The following is a 20,259-nucleotide window of genomic DNA, read 5'->3' as shown; positions in this document are numbered from 1 at the left end:
AGAATGTATAAGTGATTTAACTTATTATTGTTTTTATGAAAGAAAGCGTATAGTTTAAGTTATTGATGAGAATTAATAAACAATGCGAAAGCCTATTTACATGAATAAATTGAAAAAGCGTGTTCTTGCTTTATTTTATATTACGTCTTTGAGCGTAAGCAGCCTGCTCATAAACGAGCTTTTGATTCCGTCAGCCTTTGCGCAGACGGCTATTGTTGTTACAGTTAATGGTAATCCTATCACAAATTATGATATACAAAGGCGTGTCGCATTTCTCAGATTGCAACAAAAGCAAGGCAATTTGGTGGCACAAGCTAAAAAAGAGCTGATCGACGAAGAGCTAAAAAATATTGAAATAAAACGTCGTAATATTGAGGTCAGCAATGATGAGGTTGATAGAGCTTTTGAGAACTTTGCAATGCAAAATAATATGACAATTGATCAACTCAATCAGATTCTGATCCAAAATGATATTACTGTGCAACATTTCAAAAATTATATCCGTGGACAAATAGGATGGGGGCGTCTTGTTAGCGCACGCTATCAAGCTCAAATGGGTATGGTTAGCGAACAAGAAGCTGTGCGCAGAATATTAAAAAATGGTGGTGTTAAACCTTCAACCAACGAATATACATTACAGCGCATTATTTTTGTTATTCCTGCGCATCGTCGTTCAGAAATCTTTGAAAGACGTCAAAGAGAAGCAAGCAATTTCCGCGCACATTTCCGTGGATGTGCAAATGCCCACAATCAAGCAAGAGGTATTTTAGACGTTACAATCCGCCATTTAGGAAAGTTTCTGGAACCTCAACTTCCTAGTGCATGGGAGCAAGCTATTCTTGCAACACCTGCTGGAAAAATGACAAAATTACAAGAAACATCTGATGGAATCGAAGCTATTGCTGTTTGCAAAATAAAAAGGGTTTCTGATGATTATGTTGCTCGGCTGATATTTTCTCTTCAAGATAATAAAAACAGAAGCCCGAAAAAACTTGAAGAATTAAGCGAAAAATATTTAGAAGAATTGCGGCACGTAGCACGTATTCAATAATGTCTGCTCTTGTTGTTAGTGGTGGTGATCCTGCCGGAATTGGTCCTGAAATAGCTCTAAAAGCGTGGAATTTGCGTGTTACCCGCCAAGTTCCGGCTTTTGTGCTTATCGCCGATCCAGATGTTATTCATTCACGCGCTCGTTTTTTACAGATGGATGTTGAGGTGGAATCTGTTTTAACCACCGATCCTGTCAAAAATTTTCAAAACGCTCTCCCTCTCATACCGTTAAAAAACAAACAAAGTGATCAATTAGGTTTTCCTTCTCCAAACAATGCTGCTGGAATCATTGAGGCTATTGAGCGCGGTGTTCAATTGATTCAAAGTGGACATGCTTCCGCATTGGTTACTTGTCCTATTGCCAAAAAGAATCTTTATGACGCCGGATTTGAATTTCCAGGTCATACAGAATTTTTAGCCGATTTGGCCCATAAAGCTTTTCATAAATGTTATCATCCAGTTATGATGTTAGCAGGGCCTCGATTAAAAACGGTACCAATGACTGTTCATATTCCATTTAAAGATGTTCCTTCACAGCTGACCCGTCATTTAATCATTCAAACGGCCTTCATTACTGAATGCGACTTAAAAACACGATTTCAAATAACGTCACCTCGGCTGGCTGTCGCTGGTCTTAATCCTCATGCTGGAGAAGAAGGTGCAATAGGAAAAGAAGATATTGAAGTTATCACTCCTGCTATTGAATATCTTAAAAAGAAAGGCCTCAATATTACAGGTCCGCTTCCTGCCGATACAATGTTCCATGAATGCGCAAGAAAAACATATGATGTTGCTCTTTGCATGTATCATGATCAAGCTCTTATCCCTGTTAAAACATTAGATTTTGATACCACCGTTAATATCACGTTAGGTCTACCTTTCATTCGTACATCTCCAGATCACGGAACTGCTTTTAACATTGCTGATAAAGGCATAGCTTCTCCTGAAAGCTTTATTGCTGCCCTTAAACTTGCAAATCAACTTGCAAAAAATAATTCGATACCATGCCAATAGATAATCTCCCTCCTCTGCGTGAGATCATTGATACATATGGATTACAAGCCCATAAATCTTTAGGGCAAAATTTCCTTTTTGATCTGAATTTAACATCTAAAATTGCTCGTCAAGCAGGCAATATAGAAGGAAAACCTGTTCTTGAAATTGGTCCAGGTCCTGGAGGACTCACACGCGCCTTGCTAGCAAAGGGCGCTATTGTAACAGCAATAGAGCGCGATGAGCGCTGCATACCGGCTCTCTTAGAAATAGAAAAGCACTATCCGAACCAATTAAAACTTATTTGTAATGATGCACTGAAACAAGATTTTTCAAAACTCTTTGAAACGAGCCCAGAAAAACCACGCATTATCGCCAATCTTCCTTATAATATTGGAACGCAACTCTTATTAAATTGGCTATTAGTGGAACCATGGCCCCCTTTTTATGAATCAATGACATTGATGTTTCAACGTGAAGTTGCCAAACGAATTACGGCTAAACCTCAATCTTCTCATTATGGACGTCTTAGTGTTTTAACTGGCTGGCGTACCACGGCTAAAATTGCCTTTGATGTTCCTCCTCAAGCCTTCATACCAGCGCCTAAAATAACTTCTTCCGTTGTTCATATCATTCCACGAACTCAACCTCTTGTCTGCTCTGCGCAAAAACTAAGCTTTATTACAAAAACCGCTTTTGGACAAAGACGAAAAATGCTTCGCCAAAATTTCAGAACTCTTGGAGGTGAAATTCTTTTAAAAAAGGCAGGAATTGATGGGACTCGCCGTGCTGAAACACTTTCAATTTCTGAATTTGTGACTATAGCGAATTTGATAACCTAAAAAGTATAACTTTTTTAAAATAATAAAAATATTAATCAATCTTTTCAAAAATAAGTTCATTAATAAAAGTTTCAAGAAAAGCACATCTCTCGCGTTTTGCGGTTTCAGCTAAATAAATTGACCTAATAAAAGATAAAGACTGATCTAAATCCTCATTAATTACAATATAATCATAAGAACGCCAATGCGTTAGCTCCGTTCGTGCATTTTCCAATCGTAAATTGATGATATCTTGACTATCTTCTGCTCGACGATGTAAACGCGAAACAAGCTCTTTCATTGATGGTGGAAGAATAAAAACAGATACGGTGTCTCCTGGCATCTTTTTTTGCATCTGCTTGGTGCCTTGATAATCAATATCAAATAGCATATCACGGCCAACACTCAATGTATTTTCAACAGTTTCACGTAACGTACCATAATAATTCCCATGGACTTCTGCCCATTCAATAAATTCATCTCTATCACGTTTATGGTCAAACTCTTCCTTGGAAATAAAGTGATAGTGGAGTCCATTTACTTCACTGGAACGCTTTTTCCTTGTGGTCACACTGACAGAAAGCTCTAAGTGTCCATCTTTTAAAAGCAACCTCGAAATTGTTGATTTACCAGCACCTGAAGGTGAAGAGAGAATAAATAAAAAACCGCGGCGTTGTTTTGTTTTTAGAGTATTCAATTCACTTTCAATGACTGTCATTACACCACTCTACTTTGTATAAATTTTTCTTCAAAATTTGGACGATACATTATCTAAACTTTTCCCTAATCAATTTTTTTAGCCGTTCTCAATATTATTCTATACTTTTATTGAGATAATTTATCAGAAATATATTAATTTATCTCTTAAATATTTTGTATCTATACGCTCATCCTACTTGTAACATACAAGAAAATCATTTTTTATCATTCTCATCAAAAGTTTAAGTAGAAAAATCTTACTATATTGGGGGCTTTCATTTACGATGTCAAAAAATGCGGTATCATTATAAATCAATGTCTTGCCTTTAATTCTCGCCATTTGTGAACATTCATATTATGTTCTTCTAAGGTTCGAGAGAAAACATGTCCTCCTGAACCATCTGCAACAAAATAAAGCGCATCACTGCTTGGTGGATGTGCCACCGCTTTCAAAGAATCGCGACCTGGATTTGCAATAGCTGTTGGGGGCAAACCATTAATTTTATAAGTATTATAGGGTGTTTCCTTCTCAAGATCTGAACGGTAAATCGCACGTCCCGATGGCTTTCCTTTTCCTCCAAAGAGACCATAAATTACCGTTGGATCCGATTGAAGACGCATATGCTTTGCAAGGCGGTTATAAAATACCGCAGCAACCATTGGCCTCTCTGCTGCAACACCTGTTTCTTTTTCAACAATTGAGGCCAATATGACAAATTCATCAATTGATTTAATGGGTAAATCAAGTGAACGCGTAGCCCATATCGCATGAATTAATTTTTTCTGTCCCTCATACAATCTGTTTATAATTTCTTTACGTGTTGTCCCCCGAATAAAGCGAACAGTATCCGTCATCAAATAGCCCTCTGGAGGCAAAACTTTTGGAAGGTCCCCAATCAAAATTTCATTTGCCGCTAAACGATCGAAAACTTGCTGAACCGTTAAACCTTCCGGTACTGTAAAGGCATACTCAATGGATTTTCCTTTCACAAGAATATCCATAATATCCTGCATTGAAGCATGGGCTGGAATTAAATATTCACCAGCCTTCAGGTGACTTGTGTTTTTGTGATAGCCAACCCCATAAACAAAAATATCTGATGATCGAATGAAACCACGTTTTTCTAGTAATGAAGCAATTTCACGAATTCCTGTGCCAGGACTGATAAGAATAACTTGTTCTTCCTCAATTTTTCCCTTTTCTTCAAAAATACTTTTTCCAATATAAAGAGGAATACTTATGCCGAAAAGAATAATCACAATCAGCATGAGAAAAAAATGACCAAGAATGACCAATGGATTACGGACGATAGATGATTTCTTTTGTTTTTTATGTGTTAACATGCCTAACTATCTGCTCAATGATTCAAAGAGGAATCACTTATGTCCTTTAATGATTTTCCATTTTTCACATCAGACATAACCCCTCAAAAGCGATTAAGGACAATATTATAACTTCTTAAGCAGAAATTAAATAAAAATACTTATTATCCCCTAAAACGCTGCATCACCAACGATGCATTTGTCCCACCAAATCCAAAAGAATTGGAAAGAATCGTATCAATCTTTCGTTCACGTGGTTTGTGCGGGACAAGATCAATTTTCGTTTCAATCGATGGGTTGTCAAGATTAAGTGTCGCTGGCGCTATGTTATCCCGTATAGCTAAAATACAAAAAATAGCCTCAGCAGCACCGGCTGCACCAAGTAAATGCCCGATAGAGGATTTGGTTGATGACATAGAAACTTGTGGTGCATAATTCCCTAAAACACGCTCAACAGCTGCTAGCTCTATGGAATCAGCCATCGTTGATGTACCATGAGCATTAATATAATCAAGTTCACTCACATTCACTTGTGCGCGCTTAAGAGCGGCCATCATACTACGCTGAGCCCCTTCACCACTTTCTGAAGGAGCTGTAATGTGGTAAGCATCACCCGATAAACCATAGCCGATAACCTCAGCATAAATACGTGCTCCTCGTTTTTTAGCATGTTCCAGTTCTTCTAAAACAACAACCGCCGCTCCCTCCCCCATCACAAAACCATCACGATCAGCATCATAAGGACGTGAGGCCCGTTCAGGATCATCATTGCGACAAGTAGAAAGAGCTCTACAAGCAGAAAAGCCCGCGAGAGATATCCGATTTATCGGAGATTCGGCCCCCCCTGCCACCATAACATCTGCATCACCGAACATAATCAAACGTGTCGCATCACCGATCGCATGGGCTCCTGTCGAACAAGCCGTCACAACCGAATGATTAGGCCCCCGTAAACCATATTGAATGGACACATAACCAGAAGCAAGATTAATCAAACGACCTGGAATAAAAAAAGGAGAAACACGACGCGGACCTTTATCACGAAGCGTATAACCAGCTTCAACAATGCCCTCAATCCCCCCAATCCCCGAACCAATTAATACCCCTGTACAAATCTGATCTTCATCATTCTTAGGAAACCATTCAGCATCTGTAAGTGCTTGGTTAGCAGCAGCCATTGCATAAACAATAAATGCATCAACCTTCCGTTGCTCTTTAGGTTCCATATACAAATCAGCATTATAAGTGCCCTCTGTTCCATCCCCTACAGGGATACGCGCTGCAATCTGGCATGGCAAATCGGACACATCAAATTCAGTAATACGCCGAACACCACTTCTCCCTTCAAGAAGCCGTTTCCAACTATATTCAATATTACCAGCCAATGGAGATACCAATCCTAAACCAGTAACAACAACACGTCTCATAACTTCTAACCTTGAACTAAACTTTAGCTCTCAAAGCTCTCTTTTCAAAAGAACTCAGAAGAATACAGGCAAAAGCAATGAGTGCCTTTGCCCTTTGCTAATTATGCAGAAGCTTTATCAATGAACTTTACCGCATCACCAACTGTGAAAATCGTTTCAGCAGCTTCATCTGGAATTTCTACACCAAATTCTTCTTCAAAAGCCATAACGAGTTCAACGGTATCAAGGCTATCAGCCCCTAGATCGTCGATAAAGCTCGCATTTTCCACGACTTTATCAGCATTAACCCCAAGATGTTCCACAATAATTTTTTTAACGCGCTCTACTGTATCACTCATATCGAAATCCTCGAATTTATATTTTCCTATAATTTGGTTAACTATATCGGCTCATCTAATCAAGCAATAGATGCATTCCTTTAAAAGATTTTAGCAATGATTTAAAACATCCTGTGGATATCCCCTATAAAATGAACCAATCTGACATTCTGACATCAATTGATCAACGATCAAGTTAAAGAAATAGCGCATCTTTTCATTTTAATCGTTACTATCTAAAATAATACAGCTTATAAATCAATGTGGAATACAAGAAAATACTTAAATCATTGCCATTCCACCATTAATATGGAGTGTTTGACCTGTCATATAGGCGGCTTCATCGCTCGCTAGATAAACAGCAGCAGTGGCTATTTCTTGCCCACTCCCCATACGCTTCATTGGAATCGCAGCCATAATAGCTTCTTTTTGCTTTTCATTAAGCTTATCTGTCATTGCAGATTTAATAAATCCTGGAGCAATACAATTGACAGTAATGTTTCGCGAAGCAATTTCTTGTGCCAATGCTTTAGAAAAACCTATCAAGCCTGCTTTTGCAGCACAATAATTCGTTTGTCCAGGATTTCCCACAACACCAACAACTGATGTGATATTAATAATCCTTCCATAACGACGACGCATCATAGAATGTGTTAATTCACGCGTCAAAAGAGAAGCAGCTGTTAGGTTAACTTCTAAAACTTCATCCCAGTCTTTATCTTGCATACGCACAAAAAGACCATCCCTGGTGATTCCCGCATTGTTGACCAAAATATCAACACCGTCCATTTCTTTTTCTGCAACTTCAGCCAATTGTTTAATCGATTGACGTTCAGAAAGATTAGCGGGAAACACAAAAACATTCTGTCCTAATTCTGCTGCCACTTCTTTAAGCTTGTCTTCACGTGTTCCATGAAGCCCAACAATGGCGCCTTGTGCATGGAAACAACGTGCAATTGCCTCACCAATTCCTCCTGATGCCCCCGTTACAAGAGCTTTACGTCCTGTTAATCTAAACATTTTTTTAACTCCTTATAGATTAAACGCCAAGCATCCCTAGCGCTGATTCTATTTCATCAACTGTTCCAATTGTTACCCCCTTTATATCCTTGTTAATACGGCGCGTTAAACCTGTTAATACTTTTCCAGAACCAACTTCAAAAAGCGTATCAACCCCATTAGCACCGATCCATTCTATTGTTTCACGCCACCGCACCCTCCCAGTCACTTGTTGAACAAGAAGAGTAGCAATACGCTCAGGATCGCTTTCTGGTGCAACAGAAACGTTAGCAATCAAAGGAATAATAGGGGCCGCTTTGTTAACAGTCAAAAGTGCTTGCTTCATGGCATTCGCAGCAGGCTGCATTAAAGACGAATGAAAAGGTGCAGAAACCGGAAGAAGAAGCGCACGTTTTGCACCTTTTGTTGATGCAATCTCTACCGCTGTATCAATGGCTTTTGCTTCACCTGAAATAACAATTTGCCCACCACCATTATCATTGGCAATCTGGCATAGTCCTTCTCCAGAAACAGTTTCGCAAATTTCTTCCACAACGTGCTCTTCTAAACCGATAAGTGCTGCCATAGCGCCTTCACCAACTGGAACAGCAGCCTGCATGGCATCGCCACGAATGCGCAAAAGCCTTGCCGTATCTGTAAGACTGAATGTACCAGCAGCACAAAGAGCTGAATATTCGCCTAAAGAATGACCAGCAACAAACTTTACCTTTGCTTCTATACGAAGTCCTAAATGTTCCATCACACGAATGACAGCCATGGATACAGCCATTAATGCTGGTTGTGCATTGGCTGTTAGCGTTAAAACATCTGTTGGTCCTTCAAAAATGATCTCTGATAATTTCTCACCCAAAGCTTCATCAACTTCCTCAAAAACCATTCGCGCTGCACAAAATTGCTCTGCAAGCGCTTTCCCCATCCCAACAAGTTGACTCCCTTGCCCTGGAAAAATAAAAGCTGCACCCATTCATCGACTCCTAAAATTGTGCCATTAAATTATTTTCTTTTGACCTTATTCATCCGCAAAAAGTCAAGATAAAGTGCTTTATTTAGAATGAATATCTCTCTTCAAATTATATTTTAAAGGTGGAATTTGATATAAAAATTTAGGAAAATATGGAGCTATAAACTGAATAACCCCCAGACTTGTGAGACTTCCTAAAATTGTACCCGCTAAAATATCAAAGGGATAATGTACCCCCACAAAGATGCGTGCCCAACAGATCAAGCATAAAAACACCACAGCAAATTTAAAAGTACCTTTGTATCGGTAAAAATAAAAGCTTGCTGTATAAGCTGCAATGGTCAAGGCATGATTACTAGGGAAAGAAGCTGTTGCACGATGTTTAATCAGCGGTATCGTCAACCCTGCAACGAATGGGCGTGGATGAAAATAAATGAGAGAGATAAGATAACCTATCAAAAGAACTATGCCAATACTTATACAAATGCTTAGCACAACACATCGTTCCTTTTCCCCACCACAAAACCATAATACACAAAGATGAATAGGAATCATGTAAATTAAAAACTTCGCACAAAAAATACTCAACAAAACTAAAATTGACCAAGACTGATGTCCGCCAACAAACATCTTAAAGAGCGTAACATCAATCTGGTTTAAAAAGTCCATTTTTCTCTCCTTTATCTCTATGTTACAATATTACCTCTTTATAGAAGAGGGAAATATATTGAAAATATATCAAGATTTAATAAATCTATTTTTTTATGTGTATAAACTTGCTATTTTAAAAGATAACCTGTAGATATGAGATGTTCATTATCGGCATTTAGCTGGAGGTTGAACGGAGGGCTGTAAAATATCAGTAGGAAATACAATGTTTCCGGCCTCCCGTGTCTCCGCTCTGAGATGTCTCAAATTGTAAACGCGTCCTTTCTTCTTTGGATTTTCCAAAAAGACAAGTCGCAGAGGCTTTGCGCTGAAACCGGTAAAATTTAATTGAAGAAAGGCAAAACAATGGCTCTTTATGAACATATGTTCCTTGCCCGACAAGATATTGCACCGCAGCAAGTTGATGAACTTTTGAGCCTTTACAAAGGCGTCATTGAAACGCACGGTGGAAAAGTTGGGCGTGTAGAAAATTGGGGACTTCGTCCTCTTGCTTATCGTATTCGTAAAAACCGTAAGGCTTATTATGTCTTGGTTAATATTGATGCACCCGCTGTAGCAATTGCTGAAATGGAGCGACAGATGCGAATCAATGAAGATATTTTGCGCTACATGACCATTCGTGTAGAAAAACACGAAAAAGAAAAATCTGCGATGCTTTCACACCTTGATCGCAATACGCACATTGGTCAGGATGAAGAACGCTCTCGTTCCCCACGTCGCCAACGTGACAACATTATAGAAGGGGTAGAATGATGACTGATACAAATCAAAACTCTGCACGTCGCCCTTTTCATCGTCGTCGTAAAACGTGTCCTTTTTCAGGGGCTAATGCGCCTAAAATTGATTATAAAGATATCAAATTGTTACAACGTTATATTTCTGAACGTGGAAAAATTGTTCCTTCACGAATTACAGCTGTTAGTCAAAAAAAACAGCGTGAATTAGCTAATGCTATCAAACGCGCTCGCTTTTTAGGCTTACTTCCGTACGTTATAAAGTAAACGATCAAGATACTTTGCAACTGAAGAAACTCTTCAGTTGCTTTTCTTGTATGGTTTAGAAAAATAGCTTATCGGATCCTATCTTAAGCTTAAATATAAAAGTTGGGGTATTGATATGCCTCTAACTGCAGAAAGCAGGACAGCAATAAATGAAAAAAAATCGTACTGATGAGATATTAACTGGTGTTTTGGCGGGATTGTTTGCTGTTGTGATAGGAATGGCAATCATCAGTTTTGCCAATATCATTCCCTCTTTTTCTCTTCTTCTTGGCTGTTTTATTTCATTGCCAATTTTTATTGTTGCGTTCGGTCAAGGAACATTTGCTAGCTTCGTTGCCTTAATAAGTGCGACTGTTATTCTTGTCATAGCTACGGATATTTATATTGCTCTTGGGCTTATGCTGTTATCTTTTCTTCCAGCTGTTTATGCCTCTTGGCTTCTTGGACTGGCACGACCAGCGCAAAAAGAAAACACATTGATATGGTACCCATTATCGTCTGTTATTTTTCATTTAACCAACTTTATTGCTCTCATAGTCACCTTCATTGGACTCTATATAAAAACCCGTCCAAGCACCCCTCTCATTGCAAAAAAAATCGCTGCAAACATAGTACAAACTTTACAACAAGTGCAGTCATTAAAAGAAGCTGATATACTTAATGTTAGTGAGTTTTTAATGGCGCATGCTGCAACTTTAGCAGCTATCGCTCTAACCGTTTATAGTTTGATTTTTCTCATTGGTAATCTTTATTTTTCAATGATAACAGCCCAATATATGAAATGGCTGAAAAGACCTCGGGATGATTGGAGTAAAACTCTTCGCCTTCCAATTTCTGGCATTGTTATTTTTATCCTTGTTTCCATCGCCTCAATGATTGAATTGAGCGATTCTCTTCATTTGGGGACACGTGTCTTCAGCTCTGCCTATACTGTCATCATAGCAATTAGTGGTCTAGCCTATCTTCATAATATTACAGAAGGGGTCAACGGTCGGATTATTATACTTTCTTTTGTTTATATTGCTATTTTAACTGTTGTTTTTTTCCCACCTATTTCTTTCATGATGCTTTTGATGGGTATTTGGGCTGCTATTCAGTACAATTTTCAATCACGCAAAAAACTTCCCTAAATTTATTTGTTCGAAAGGAAAAACTATGGATATTATTTTACTTGAGCGCATTCCTCGTCTTGGTCAGATGGGTGATATTGTCTCAGTTAAAGATGGTTATGCACGTAATTTTCTCTTACCTCAAGGTAAAGCTTTACGCGCAAATGAAGCGAATAAGAAACATTTTGAGATACAACGTGCACAACTTGAAGCACGTAATCTTGAACGCAAAAGCGAAGCACAAAAAATTGCTGAAAAACTTGATGGTCAATCATTTATTGCTGTTCGTTCTGCTGGTGAAACAGGACAACTTTATGGATCTGTTTCAACACGTGATATTGCTGAAATCATAACAAATGAAGGATTCTCTATTGGGCGAAATCAAATTGAACTTAATCATCCAATAAAAATGATCGGTCTTCATACAATTACTCTTAGCCTCCATCCTGAAGTTCAAATTTCTGTGGTTATTAATGTTGCACGCTCTACCAGTGAAGCACAACGCCAAGCAGAAGGTGAAACTCTTACTTCTGCTAAAGAAATATATGATATTCAAGAAGAAATATTAGAAGAAAGTCAGGAAGAATTGTTGGCAGAAGAAATTAATGAAAACGATATAAACAGTCCTCATCAAGAAGCTTAATTGCTCCTTTTGCTTTCTGTTTTATATCTTTTATTCCATTTAAATATTGGTCATAAAATACTCATGCTTTAAAACTGAGTATTTTATGGCTATCGTATGTAAAGAACTAATTTTTATGAAGGATAAGAAGTATATTATATAAGCACATTCCATATCAGAAATGATAACATCAACAAGGAGAAATGCTTTTGTTTTTCCAGCATAAAAGCAAAAATAATTTAAAGCTCTATCCTTAAGAGTGAATTTTGCATGAGCGGTAAGTTAATGATATCCTCACGTGATCTACAATGATTTCAATTATAAAGAAGTCATTCCACTTAGACTAGTATTAGAATTTTAAAATCACATAATTTCAAAATATTTCAATTTAGAGTGCTGAAACTGCCACTGAAAATCACATATTATAAAAATAAAACATATGAAATAGATGCTATATTAATAATACACGAATGATAAATGAACCATTAGAAGAGAGTTTTAAAAATTATATGATTTTAACTTAAAATGAAGCTTTGTAGCTCTATTCTTTTAATGTACGATTTTAAATTCATCGCCTAAAGTAGCTAGACTTGGAATTTTAGTGGGAAAAGTTTATGGAAGAAACTAGCGTTGTTAATATCAGCTCTTCGAAAAAAGAAGATTCCCCTTCTTTTCGGCAACTTCCGCATAATATTGAAGCTGAACAAGCATTGCTTGGTGCCATCTTTATCAACAATGATTCTCTCGACCGTGTTTCTGATTTTCTAAAACCAGAACATTTTTTTGAACCGTTGCATCAAGAGATTTATGCTGTTTTATCCCATCTTATTAAAACTGGAAAACGTGTAGATCCGGTTACGATCAAGCACTATATCCAAATGGAAGAAAAAATTGGAGATATTACTGTATACCAGTATGTTGTTCGCTTAGCCAAAGAGGCAGTCACCATTATTAACGCTGAAGATTATGGACGCGTTATTTACGACCTTTTTATTCGTCGTTCTTTGATTAACCTTGGAACTCAAGCTGTCAATACAGCCTTTGATGCTCCTGTAGAGCTTACACCTACCCAACAAATTGAAACTGTTGAAAATCAGTTATTTGAGCTCGCAGAAAAAGGGAAATATGGAGGCGGATTTGAAAATTTTAATGAGGCTGTCAAAAAAGCACTCGATATGGCAAGTGCAGCGAAACAGCGTTCTTCACAATTATCGGGGATAGCGACCCATATTAAAACACTTGATGAAAAAATGGGAGGATTACAAGCATCTGACTTAATTATCCTTGCTGGACGCCCTGGTATGGGGAAAACCTCACTGGCGACCAACATTGCCTTTAATATTGCCAATGCTTATAACCATAATAGCAATAACCAAGAAAATGAAGGTGGCGTTGTAGGGTTCTTCTCACTTGAAATGTCCTCAGAGCAGCTTGCAACACGTATTATTTCTGAACAAACAGAAGTCTCTTCTTCTGATATTCGACGGGGAAACATTTCAGATGAACAATTTTCAAAAATCATTCGTGCAGTGAACCAGCTCCAAAAAGCACCTCTTTATATTGATCAAACTGGGGGAATATCAATTACGCAACTGGCTGCTCGTGCGCGACGTCTCAAGCGACAACATGGTTTAGATGTCTTGTTTATTGATTATATCCAGCTCATGACAAGCAGTTCAAAACGTTCATCAGAAAATCGTGTTCAAGAGATTACAGAAATTACCACAGGACTAAAAGCATTAGCGAAAGAATTAAATGTTCCTATTATCGCTCTCTCTCAACTTTCACGCCAAGTCGAAAACAGAACAGATAAACGTCCACAACTCTCCGACTTACGTGAATCTGGCTCTATCGAGCAAGATGCCGACATTGTCCTTTTTGTCTATCGCGAAGAATATTATTTCAAAAATGAAGAACCCAAATTAGGCACTTTGGAACATCAAAAATGGCAAGATGAAATGGATAAAATTATGGGGAAAGCTGATGTCATTGTTGCAAAACAACGTCACGGACCAACAGGAATCGTGTCCCTTGCCTTTCAATCTGATTTCACACGCTTTAGTGATCTGGCAGATAGCAATTATCTTCCAGAACAAATTGGTTAAATTGACATGGCACGCACTCGTGTTCAATTTATCTGTCAAAATTGTGGAACCATCCATTCTCGTTGGGCAGGGAAATGTAGCGCCTGTGGAGAATGGAATTCACTTATTGAAGAAAATATAAATGGCGGCATAGGAAGTGGTCCTAAGCAGAATGCTCGTAAAGGACGCATCGTCACCCTTACATCTCTTTCTGGAGATATCCAAGATGCTCCACGTATTCATTCAGGTATTGCTGAACTTGATCGTGTTACGGGTGGGGGCTTCGTTCGTGGATCAGCACTCCTTGTTGGTGGTGATCCAGGTATTGGAAAATCAACATTGCTTACACAAACAGCAGCTGCTTTATCACGCAAAGGACACCATGTTATCTATGTCTCAGGTGAAGAGGCTATTGCGCAAATTTGTTTGCGTGCGCAAAGGCTTGGCGCTCATAATACAGAAGTGAAACTTGCTGCTGAAACCAATGTTGAAGATATTCTTGCAACCTTAAGCGAACATAAAAACCTTGATATGGTGATTATCGATTCGATTCAAACCCTATGGTCAGATACAGCAGATTCAGCCCCCGGCACTGTCACACAAGTCCGTATTGGTGCTCAGGCAATGATCCGCTTTGCCAAAAAAACAGGAGCCGCTGTTGTTCTTGTGGGGCATGTGACAAAAGATGGGCAAATTGCTGGTCCTCGGGTTGTTGAACACATGGTTGATGGTGTTCTCTATTTTGAGGGTGAAGGAGGGCATCATTATCGCATTCTTAGAACTGTAAAAAATCGCTTCGGACCAACAGATGAAATTGGTGTTTTTGAAATGTCTGATAAAGGATTACGCGAAGTGATAAATCCATCCGAATTGTTTTTAGGAGAACGTAATGAAAAAGCGCCAGGGGCAGCTGTTTTTGCGGGTATGGAGGGAACACGCCCGATATTGGTAGAAATTCAAGCGCTTGTTGCTCCTTCTTCTCTTGGAACACCAAGACGTGCAGTTGTCGGATGGGATGGAAATCGTCTTTCTATGATTCTCGCCGTTTTAGAAGCCCATTGTGGCATTCGTTTTGGACAGCATGATGTCTATCTGAACGTGGCAGGTGGATATCGTATATCAGAACCTGCTGCTGATTTAGCTGTAGCCGCTGCTTTGGTCTCTTCTCTTGCCAATATCCCTTTGCCAACGGATTATGTATACTTTGGTGAAGTCAGTCTTTCAGGAGCTACTCGCGCTGTTGCACATTCAGCACAACGCATCAATGAAGCAAAAAAACTCGGCTTTCAGGGAGCTTTTCATCCCACGACAACAACCGAAATGATGAAGTCGATCAATTTTCAACAAAAAACTTTCTCCGACCTTCCCGAACTTGTTGCCACTCTTACCGCAAGTAAAAAATGGCCTACACCACAGGAAGGATAATATAGAAAAAATGCTATAAAATACAAAATATCCTTGCTATAAGAATAAAAAAATAACCTAACAAAGATATGTTTGCACACAGATTTAAAGAACACAACTTTATGTATAAGGAACAAACAAATGATCATAACAATCCTTGATGGAATTGTCGTAGTCATCATCCTGTTGTCCGCTTTTCTTGCTATGCTTCGAGGATTTTCACGTGAAGTGTTATCGTTGATTTCTTGGGCAATCGCAGCTGTTACGACACTGTTTTTATTCAAACCTGTTTTACCTTTCTTTGAACAATATTTCTCTAATAAAATGATTGCATTGATCACAACATTGGTCACAATTTTTATTATTGTTCTCATTATTACTTCAATTATTACAATGAAAATCTCTGATTTTATTATTGATAGTCGAATTGGTATCCTTGACCGCACGATTGGTTTTATTTTTGGAGCACTTCGTGGTTTACTGATTATGGTTATCAGTATGTTGCTTCTTAATGCCCTGATTAAACCGGAAAACCAAGCAGACTGGTTAAAAAATGCTAGAACAAGGCCTATCTTGGATTCACTGGGACAAAAAGTTTGGGAAATACTCCCAAAAGATCTTGGATCTGTTCTCGAAAAGGCGGAAAATTTGTTTAAAGACAGCGATAAACATACGAATAAGAAACACCCTCATGAGAAAACGCTTCTTAAAAATGGAGAATAGCTTTTCATGAGGAAAGAGAACTAAATGATGTAAAATATGATATGAATGATTCCTCTCTATCACAACTGAAAGAATATGATGATAAAAAGCGATATTTCCTGTCAAGAATTTTCATTAGATGATGATACCCTTCACGAAGAATGCGGGGTTTTTGGCATTCTTGGGCATGAAGATGCTGCAACATTGACCGCTCTTGGACTTCACGCACTCCAGCATCGTGGGCAAGAAGCAGCGGGTATTGTTTCTTATCATAATAAAATATTTCATCAAGAAAAGCATTTAGGTCTCGTTGGTGATCACTATACAAACCCCGCAACACTTGCACGCTTACCAGGGAATCGCGCTATTGGACATACCCGTTATTCAACAACTGGAGAAGTGGCATTACGCAATGTTCAACCTCTTTTTGCTGAATTGAAAGTTGGAGGTATTGCTATTGCGCATAATGGTAATCTTACCAATGGTCTTACATTGCGCCGTGAACTCATCGCTTCTGGTGCTATCTGTCAATCAACGTCAGATTCAGAGGTTTTTCTCCATCTTATTGCCCGCTCACGTTATGAATCGTCCTCTGATCGTTTTGTTGATGCGATTCGGCAAGTAGAAGGTGGGTATGCTATGTTAGCGCTTACACGTACAAAGCTTATTGCAGCACGCGATCCAACCGGAATTAGACCTCTAGTGATGGGAGAACTTGATGGTAAGCCTATCTTTTGTTCTGAAACTTGTGCTCTTGATATTATTGGAGCAAAATATGTCCGTGATGTTAAAAATGGAGAAATCATTATATGTGAAATACAAAAAAATGGAGAAATTACGAAAAAAATTATAAAACCAGAAAATGCAAAACCAGAAAAACTTTGCTTATTTGAATATGTTTATTTTGCCCGTCCGGACTCAATCGTTGGTGGGCGTAGTGTTTATACAACACGCAAAAATATGGGAATCCGTTTAGCACAGGAAGCTCCTTGTGAGGGTGATGTTGTGGTTCCTGTTCCAGATGGCGGAACACCTGCTGCAATTGGCTATGCACAAGAAATTGGAATTCCCTTCGAGCTTGGTATTATTCGTAATCACTATGTTGGCCGCACTTTTATCGAACCAACACAACAAATTCGCGCTTTTGGCGTCAAGTTAAAACATTCGGCAAACCGTCCTATGATTGAAGGAAAACGTGTTATTCTGGTTGATGACTCTATTGTACGGGGAACAACATCCCTTAAAATTGTGCGAATGCTTCGCGATGCAGGAGCAAAGGAAGTTCATATGCGCGTCTCTAGCCCTATGATTTTCTATCCTGACTTTTATGGCATTGATACACCTAAAGCTGAAAGCCTTTTAGCAAATCAATATCCAGATTTAAAATCTATGTGCAATTTTATTGGAGCAGACTCTTTAGAATTTCTTTCAACGGACGGATTATATCTTGCTGTAGCAGGAGAAAAACGAAACAATGCCGATCCACAATTTACTGACCATTATTTTACTGGATATTATCCTACACATCTGGTTGATCAAGAAAACCTCTCCAAAATTCATCAATCATCTGTTCTTAAAACAAGAGATTAATGATGACAAAATATGATTTTAGTCTCCATGGGCGTGTTGCACTCGTTACTGGTGCATCAAGAGGAATTGGCTATTATTTAGCACTCGAGCTCGCTGCACGCGGCGCTCATATTATTGCTCTTGCACGAACAGTCAGCGGACTGACTGAATTGGACAATCAAATCCGAAAAAAAGGAGCTCATGCAACTCTCGTTCCGCTCGATTTGCATCATATGGAAAACATCGATGCTCTTGCACTCTCTATTGCCAATCGATGGAAAAAGCTCGATATTATCGTTGCAAATGCGGGAATCCTTGGAACACTTTCACCAATAGCGCATATAGAAAATACGATCTTTGAAGATGTCTTTCAAATAAATCTTTTCAGCCAATGGCGCTTAATAAAAGCTGTTGAGCCTTTATTACGTGAATCTGATGCTGGACGCGCCATCCTATTATCCTCAAGCGTTGCGCATGTTGCACGCCCTTTCTGGGGGGCATATGCAGCCTCTAAAGCGGCTTTAGAAATGATTGCCCGTTGTTGGGCAGAAGAACTCAAACAAACCCCTATCAAGATTAATTGTATCAACCCTGGAGCCACACGCACTGCCATGCGTGCTGAAGCTATGCCTGGTGAAGATCCAGAAGCGCTCCCCTCACCACAAGAGGTTGCAAAAAAAATAGTCCATTTGCTCTCACCTGATTTAAAGGAAACTGGAAAACTCTTTAATGTCCGTGAAAATCGGTTTGTGGATTATTATGCCCCTCATTGATCATCATCTGAAATGTAAATAGACCAATCTCTCTCTTTCCTGCACTTTTCAACGGAAGAATGGAGCAGTTTATGATTCTTGGATAGCTTTTTTAGCATCAGCCTTTTTATCTTCTAAAGCAGCCCGTTTATTATAAGCAATAAAACTACAGGGGAGAAAAATCATATAGCTAACAGCTGTAATCAATAAAGTTTTCCATGTGTAAGTCGCAAGAAAACCGACATAAATAACAATGACCAACATGCAAGGTATAACGATATCACGCCTCAAATTGTGATCAATGGACTTTGCATTCCACACTGGTAGGCGACTAATCAAAAGAAAAGCAATAATTACAGTATAAAGACTAAAAAACAATGCCCACCCCCAATTGGGGACCAAACCAAGAGCGCCTAAATAGGTAGGAAATAAAAGGAGTAACGCTCCTGCAGGTGCAGGAACACCAACAAAATAACTTTTCTGCCATTGAGGTATATCAGTGTTATCCAACATCACATTAAAACGCGCTAATCGCAAACAACAAGCAACACAATAAACAAGAGCTGCAACCCAACCAATGTGGTATGCTTGATTCAAGATAAAGGAATAAACAATAAGTGCAGGAGTAACACCAAAATTTACAATATCAGCAAGAGAATCCATCTGTGCCCCAAAAGATGAACTCCCATCTATTAAACGCGCAATGCGACCATCAGCACCATCTAAAACTGCAGCCAAAAGCACCATTAAAATAGCAGCCTCATAGCGATTCTCAAAAGCCAAACGAATGCTGCTCATCCCTGCACAAATTGCCAAAATAGTAATAATATTGGGAATAACATACCGCATCGATGTCGGTGAACGTCGCCGATTTGCAGCATCATCATGCTGCCCCTCAGGATTGAATGAAGAAAATGGCGAAAAATTTTTCATTGTACGGTCCTAATCGTATCTGAAGTCCGTTGTGGCACTCTTATCATCAAAAGAACCCAAAACTGTCTCCCCAGCAATTGCTGTTTGCCCAACTGCAACACGTAATCTCATTTCAGCTGGCATATAAATATCAAGGCGAGAACCAAAACGAATCAATCCAAATCGCTCTCCCATGATAACAGCATCGTTTTCTTTTGACCAACAAACAATCCGACGGGCAAACATCCCCGCTATTTGTACGATACCAATTTTCCCATGCTTGCTATCAATGACCACCCCATTACGCTCATTAAACTGACTAGCCTTATCAAACTCCGCATTGGTAAACCGACCTGGCTGATAAACGATAGACTCTACTGTACCACTGATAGGAATACGGTTGATATGGCATGAAAAGATATCCATAAAAATGGAAATACGGATCATTTCATCTTTTCCTAAGCCTAATTCTTCAGGTGGAATACATGATTCCACAAATGAAATACGCCCATCTGCAGGCGACATAACCCAATTTGAATTCAAAGGGATCACACGATCTGGATCACGAAAAAAGTATATACACCACACTGTAAGAATAAGACCACACCAAAATAGCGGACTCCACATCCAACCCAAAATGAGTGAAATAACAAAAAACGCTACAATAAAAGGATAACCTTCTTTATGAATCGGTACAAAGCTATTATGGACAGATTGTAAAATACTCATATAATTTCCTATTCATCATAAACCTAAACAAGCAATAAATCTTTTTGTTCCTCTTGTCTCTTTTTATGTATTTAATCAATCGCTCCATATAAAGA

General features: G+C 38.8%; 20 protein-coding genes and 1 pseudogene. 12 read left to right on the top strand and 9 right to left on the bottom strand.

The genetic code is table 11. From position 1 onward, the window contains the following. Positions 1-100 precede the first annotated feature (100 nt). Genes PVV70_RS04100 through rsmA form a run of 3 tightly spaced genes read left to right on the top strand, consistent with a single transcriptional unit; the run spans position 101 to position 2,885 of the window. A complete protein-coding gene (locus PVV70_RS04100) occupies positions 101-1,051 on the top strand; it encodes a peptidylprolyl isomerase (protein ID WP_273758018.1) in 951 nt (316 codons plus the stop codon). After that, positions 1,051-2,064 (top strand): 4-hydroxythreonine-4-phosphate dehydrogenase PdxA, encoded by a 1,014-nt coding sequence (gene pdxA, locus PVV70_RS04095; protein WP_273758017.1) that lies wholly within the window; start codon positions 1,051-1,053, stop codon positions 2,062-2,064. The genes PVV70_RS04100 and pdxA overlap by 1 nt, the downstream gene beginning before the upstream one ends. Further along, positions 2,055-2,885, top strand: coding sequence for a 16S rRNA (adenine(1518)-N(6)/adenine(1519)-N(6))-dimethyltransferase RsmA (gene rsmA / locus PVV70_RS04090; RefSeq protein ID WP_273717556.1), 831 nt, complete (start codon positions 2,055-2,057; stop codon positions 2,883-2,885). The genes pdxA and rsmA overlap by 10 nt, the downstream gene beginning before the upstream one ends. Before the next feature lie 31 nt (positions 2,886-2,916). Here the strand turns inward: rsmA and gmk are convergent, their stop codons facing one another. The 7 genes and pseudogenes from gmk to PVV70_RS04055 form a co-directional block, all read right to left on the bottom strand. Further along, positions 2,917-3,582 carry a guanylate kinase gene (gene gmk / locus PVV70_RS04085; protein WP_273717557.1) on the bottom strand — a complete coding sequence of 222 codons (666 nt, stop codon included), beginning with the start codon at positions 3,580-3,582 and terminating at the stop codon, positions 2,917-2,919. Between the two features lie 293 nt (positions 3,583-3,875). Next, positions 3,876-4,984, bottom strand: a pseudogene (gene mltG, locus PVV70_RS04080) (endolytic transglycosylase MltG). A gap of 66 nt (positions 4,985-5,050) precedes the next feature. Continuing rightward, positions 5,051-6,313 carry a beta-ketoacyl-ACP synthase II gene (fabF, locus tag PVV70_RS04075; RefSeq protein ID WP_273758015.1) on the bottom strand — a complete coding sequence of 421 codons (1,263 nt, stop codon included), beginning with the start codon at positions 6,311-6,313 and terminating at the stop codon, positions 5,051-5,053. Positions 6,314-6,414: 101 nt separating this feature from the next. Beyond that, positions 6,415-6,651: an acyl carrier protein gene (locus PVV70_RS04070; RefSeq protein WP_004860281.1), complete on the bottom strand. Its 237-nt coding sequence runs from the start codon at positions 6,649-6,651 to the stop codon at positions 6,415-6,417. A 261-nt stretch (positions 6,652-6,912) separates the two neighbouring features. Next, positions 6,913-7,650, bottom strand: coding sequence for a 3-oxoacyl-[acyl-carrier-protein] reductase (gene fabG, locus PVV70_RS04065; protein ID WP_273758013.1), 738 nt, complete (start codon positions 7,648-7,650; stop codon positions 6,913-6,915). Positions 7,651-7,669: 19 nt separating this feature from the next. Next, positions 7,670-8,614 (bottom strand): ACP S-malonyltransferase, encoded by a 945-nt coding sequence (gene fabD / locus PVV70_RS04060; RefSeq protein WP_273758011.1) that lies wholly within the window; start codon positions 8,612-8,614, stop codon positions 7,670-7,672. 78 nt (positions 8,615-8,692) lie between these two features. Further along, the gene (locus tag PVV70_RS04055; protein WP_273758010.1) at positions 8,693-9,280 is read right to left on the bottom strand and encodes an undecaprenyl-diphosphatase; all 588 of its coding nucleotides are present in this window, start codon (positions 9,278-9,280) and stop codon (positions 8,693-8,695) included. A 345-nt stretch (positions 9,281-9,625) separates the two neighbouring features. Here PVV70_RS04055 and rpsF point away from each other — a divergent pair, with 345 nt between their 5' ends. The 9 genes from rpsF (at position 9,626) to PVV70_RS04010 (ending at position 18,544) form a co-directional block, all read left to right on the top strand. After that, a complete protein-coding gene (rpsF, locus tag PVV70_RS04050; protein WP_273758009.1) occupies positions 9,626-10,033 on the top strand; it encodes a 30S ribosomal protein S6 in 408 nt (135 codons plus the stop codon). Beyond that, on the top strand, positions 10,033-10,281 hold the full coding sequence (gene rpsR, locus PVV70_RS04045) for a 30S ribosomal protein S18 (RefSeq protein WP_005773744.1): 249 nt from the start codon (positions 10,033-10,035) through the stop codon (positions 10,279-10,281). The genes rpsF and rpsR overlap by 1 nt, the downstream gene beginning before the upstream one ends. Before the next feature lie 149 nt (positions 10,282-10,430). Beyond that, positions 10,431-11,411 (top strand): hypothetical protein, encoded by a 981-nt coding sequence (locus PVV70_RS04040; RefSeq protein WP_273758008.1) that lies wholly within the window; start codon positions 10,431-10,433, stop codon positions 11,409-11,411. Positions 11,412-11,436: 25 nt separating this feature from the next. Then, positions 11,437-12,033, top strand: coding sequence for a 50S ribosomal protein L9 (rplI, locus tag PVV70_RS04035; RefSeq protein ID WP_273758007.1), 597 nt, complete (start codon positions 11,437-11,439; stop codon positions 12,031-12,033). 593 nt (positions 12,034-12,626) lie between these two features. Further along, positions 12,627-14,117, top strand: coding sequence for a replicative DNA helicase (locus PVV70_RS04030; RefSeq protein ID WP_273758006.1), 1,491 nt, complete (start codon positions 12,627-12,629; stop codon positions 14,115-14,117). 6 nt (positions 14,118-14,123) lie between these two features. Beyond that, on the top strand, positions 14,124-15,521 hold the full coding sequence (gene radA / locus PVV70_RS04025; RefSeq protein WP_273758005.1) for a DNA repair protein RadA: 1,398 nt from the start codon (positions 14,124-14,126) through the stop codon (positions 15,519-15,521). A gap of 120 nt (positions 15,522-15,641) precedes the next feature. Beyond that, a complete protein-coding gene (locus PVV70_RS04020) occupies positions 15,642-16,223 on the top strand; it encodes a CvpA family protein (protein WP_273758004.1) in 582 nt (193 codons plus the stop codon). A gap of 78 nt (positions 16,224-16,301) precedes the next feature. Next, a complete protein-coding gene (gene purF / locus PVV70_RS04015) occupies positions 16,302-17,792 on the top strand; it encodes an amidophosphoribosyltransferase (RefSeq protein WP_273758037.1) in 1,491 nt (496 codons plus the stop codon). A 2-nt stretch (positions 17,793-17,794) separates the two neighbouring features. Further along, positions 17,795-18,544, top strand: a complete 750-nt coding sequence (locus PVV70_RS04010) for an SDR family NAD(P)-dependent oxidoreductase (RefSeq protein WP_273758036.1) — start codon at positions 17,795-17,797, stop codon at positions 18,542-18,544. A 69-nt stretch (positions 18,545-18,613) separates the two neighbouring features. Here PVV70_RS04010 and PVV70_RS04005 read toward each other — a convergent pair whose 3' ends face one another. Next, positions 18,614-19,456: a phosphatidylcholine/phosphatidylserine synthase gene (locus tag PVV70_RS04005; protein ID WP_273758003.1), complete on the bottom strand. Its 843-nt coding sequence runs from the start codon at positions 19,454-19,456 to the stop codon at positions 18,614-18,616. 9 nt (positions 19,457-19,465) lie between these two features. Beyond that, positions 19,466-20,164, bottom strand: a complete 699-nt coding sequence (locus PVV70_RS04000; protein WP_273717571.1) for a phosphatidylserine decarboxylase — start codon at positions 20,162-20,164, stop codon at positions 19,466-19,468. Positions 20,165-20,259: the final 95 nt, after the last annotated feature.

Source organism: Bartonella sp. AU55XJBT, from assembly GCF_028618525.1.
Note: the sequence above shows the minus strand (reverse complement) of the source record. Positions and strands in the feature narration are given on the sequence as shown.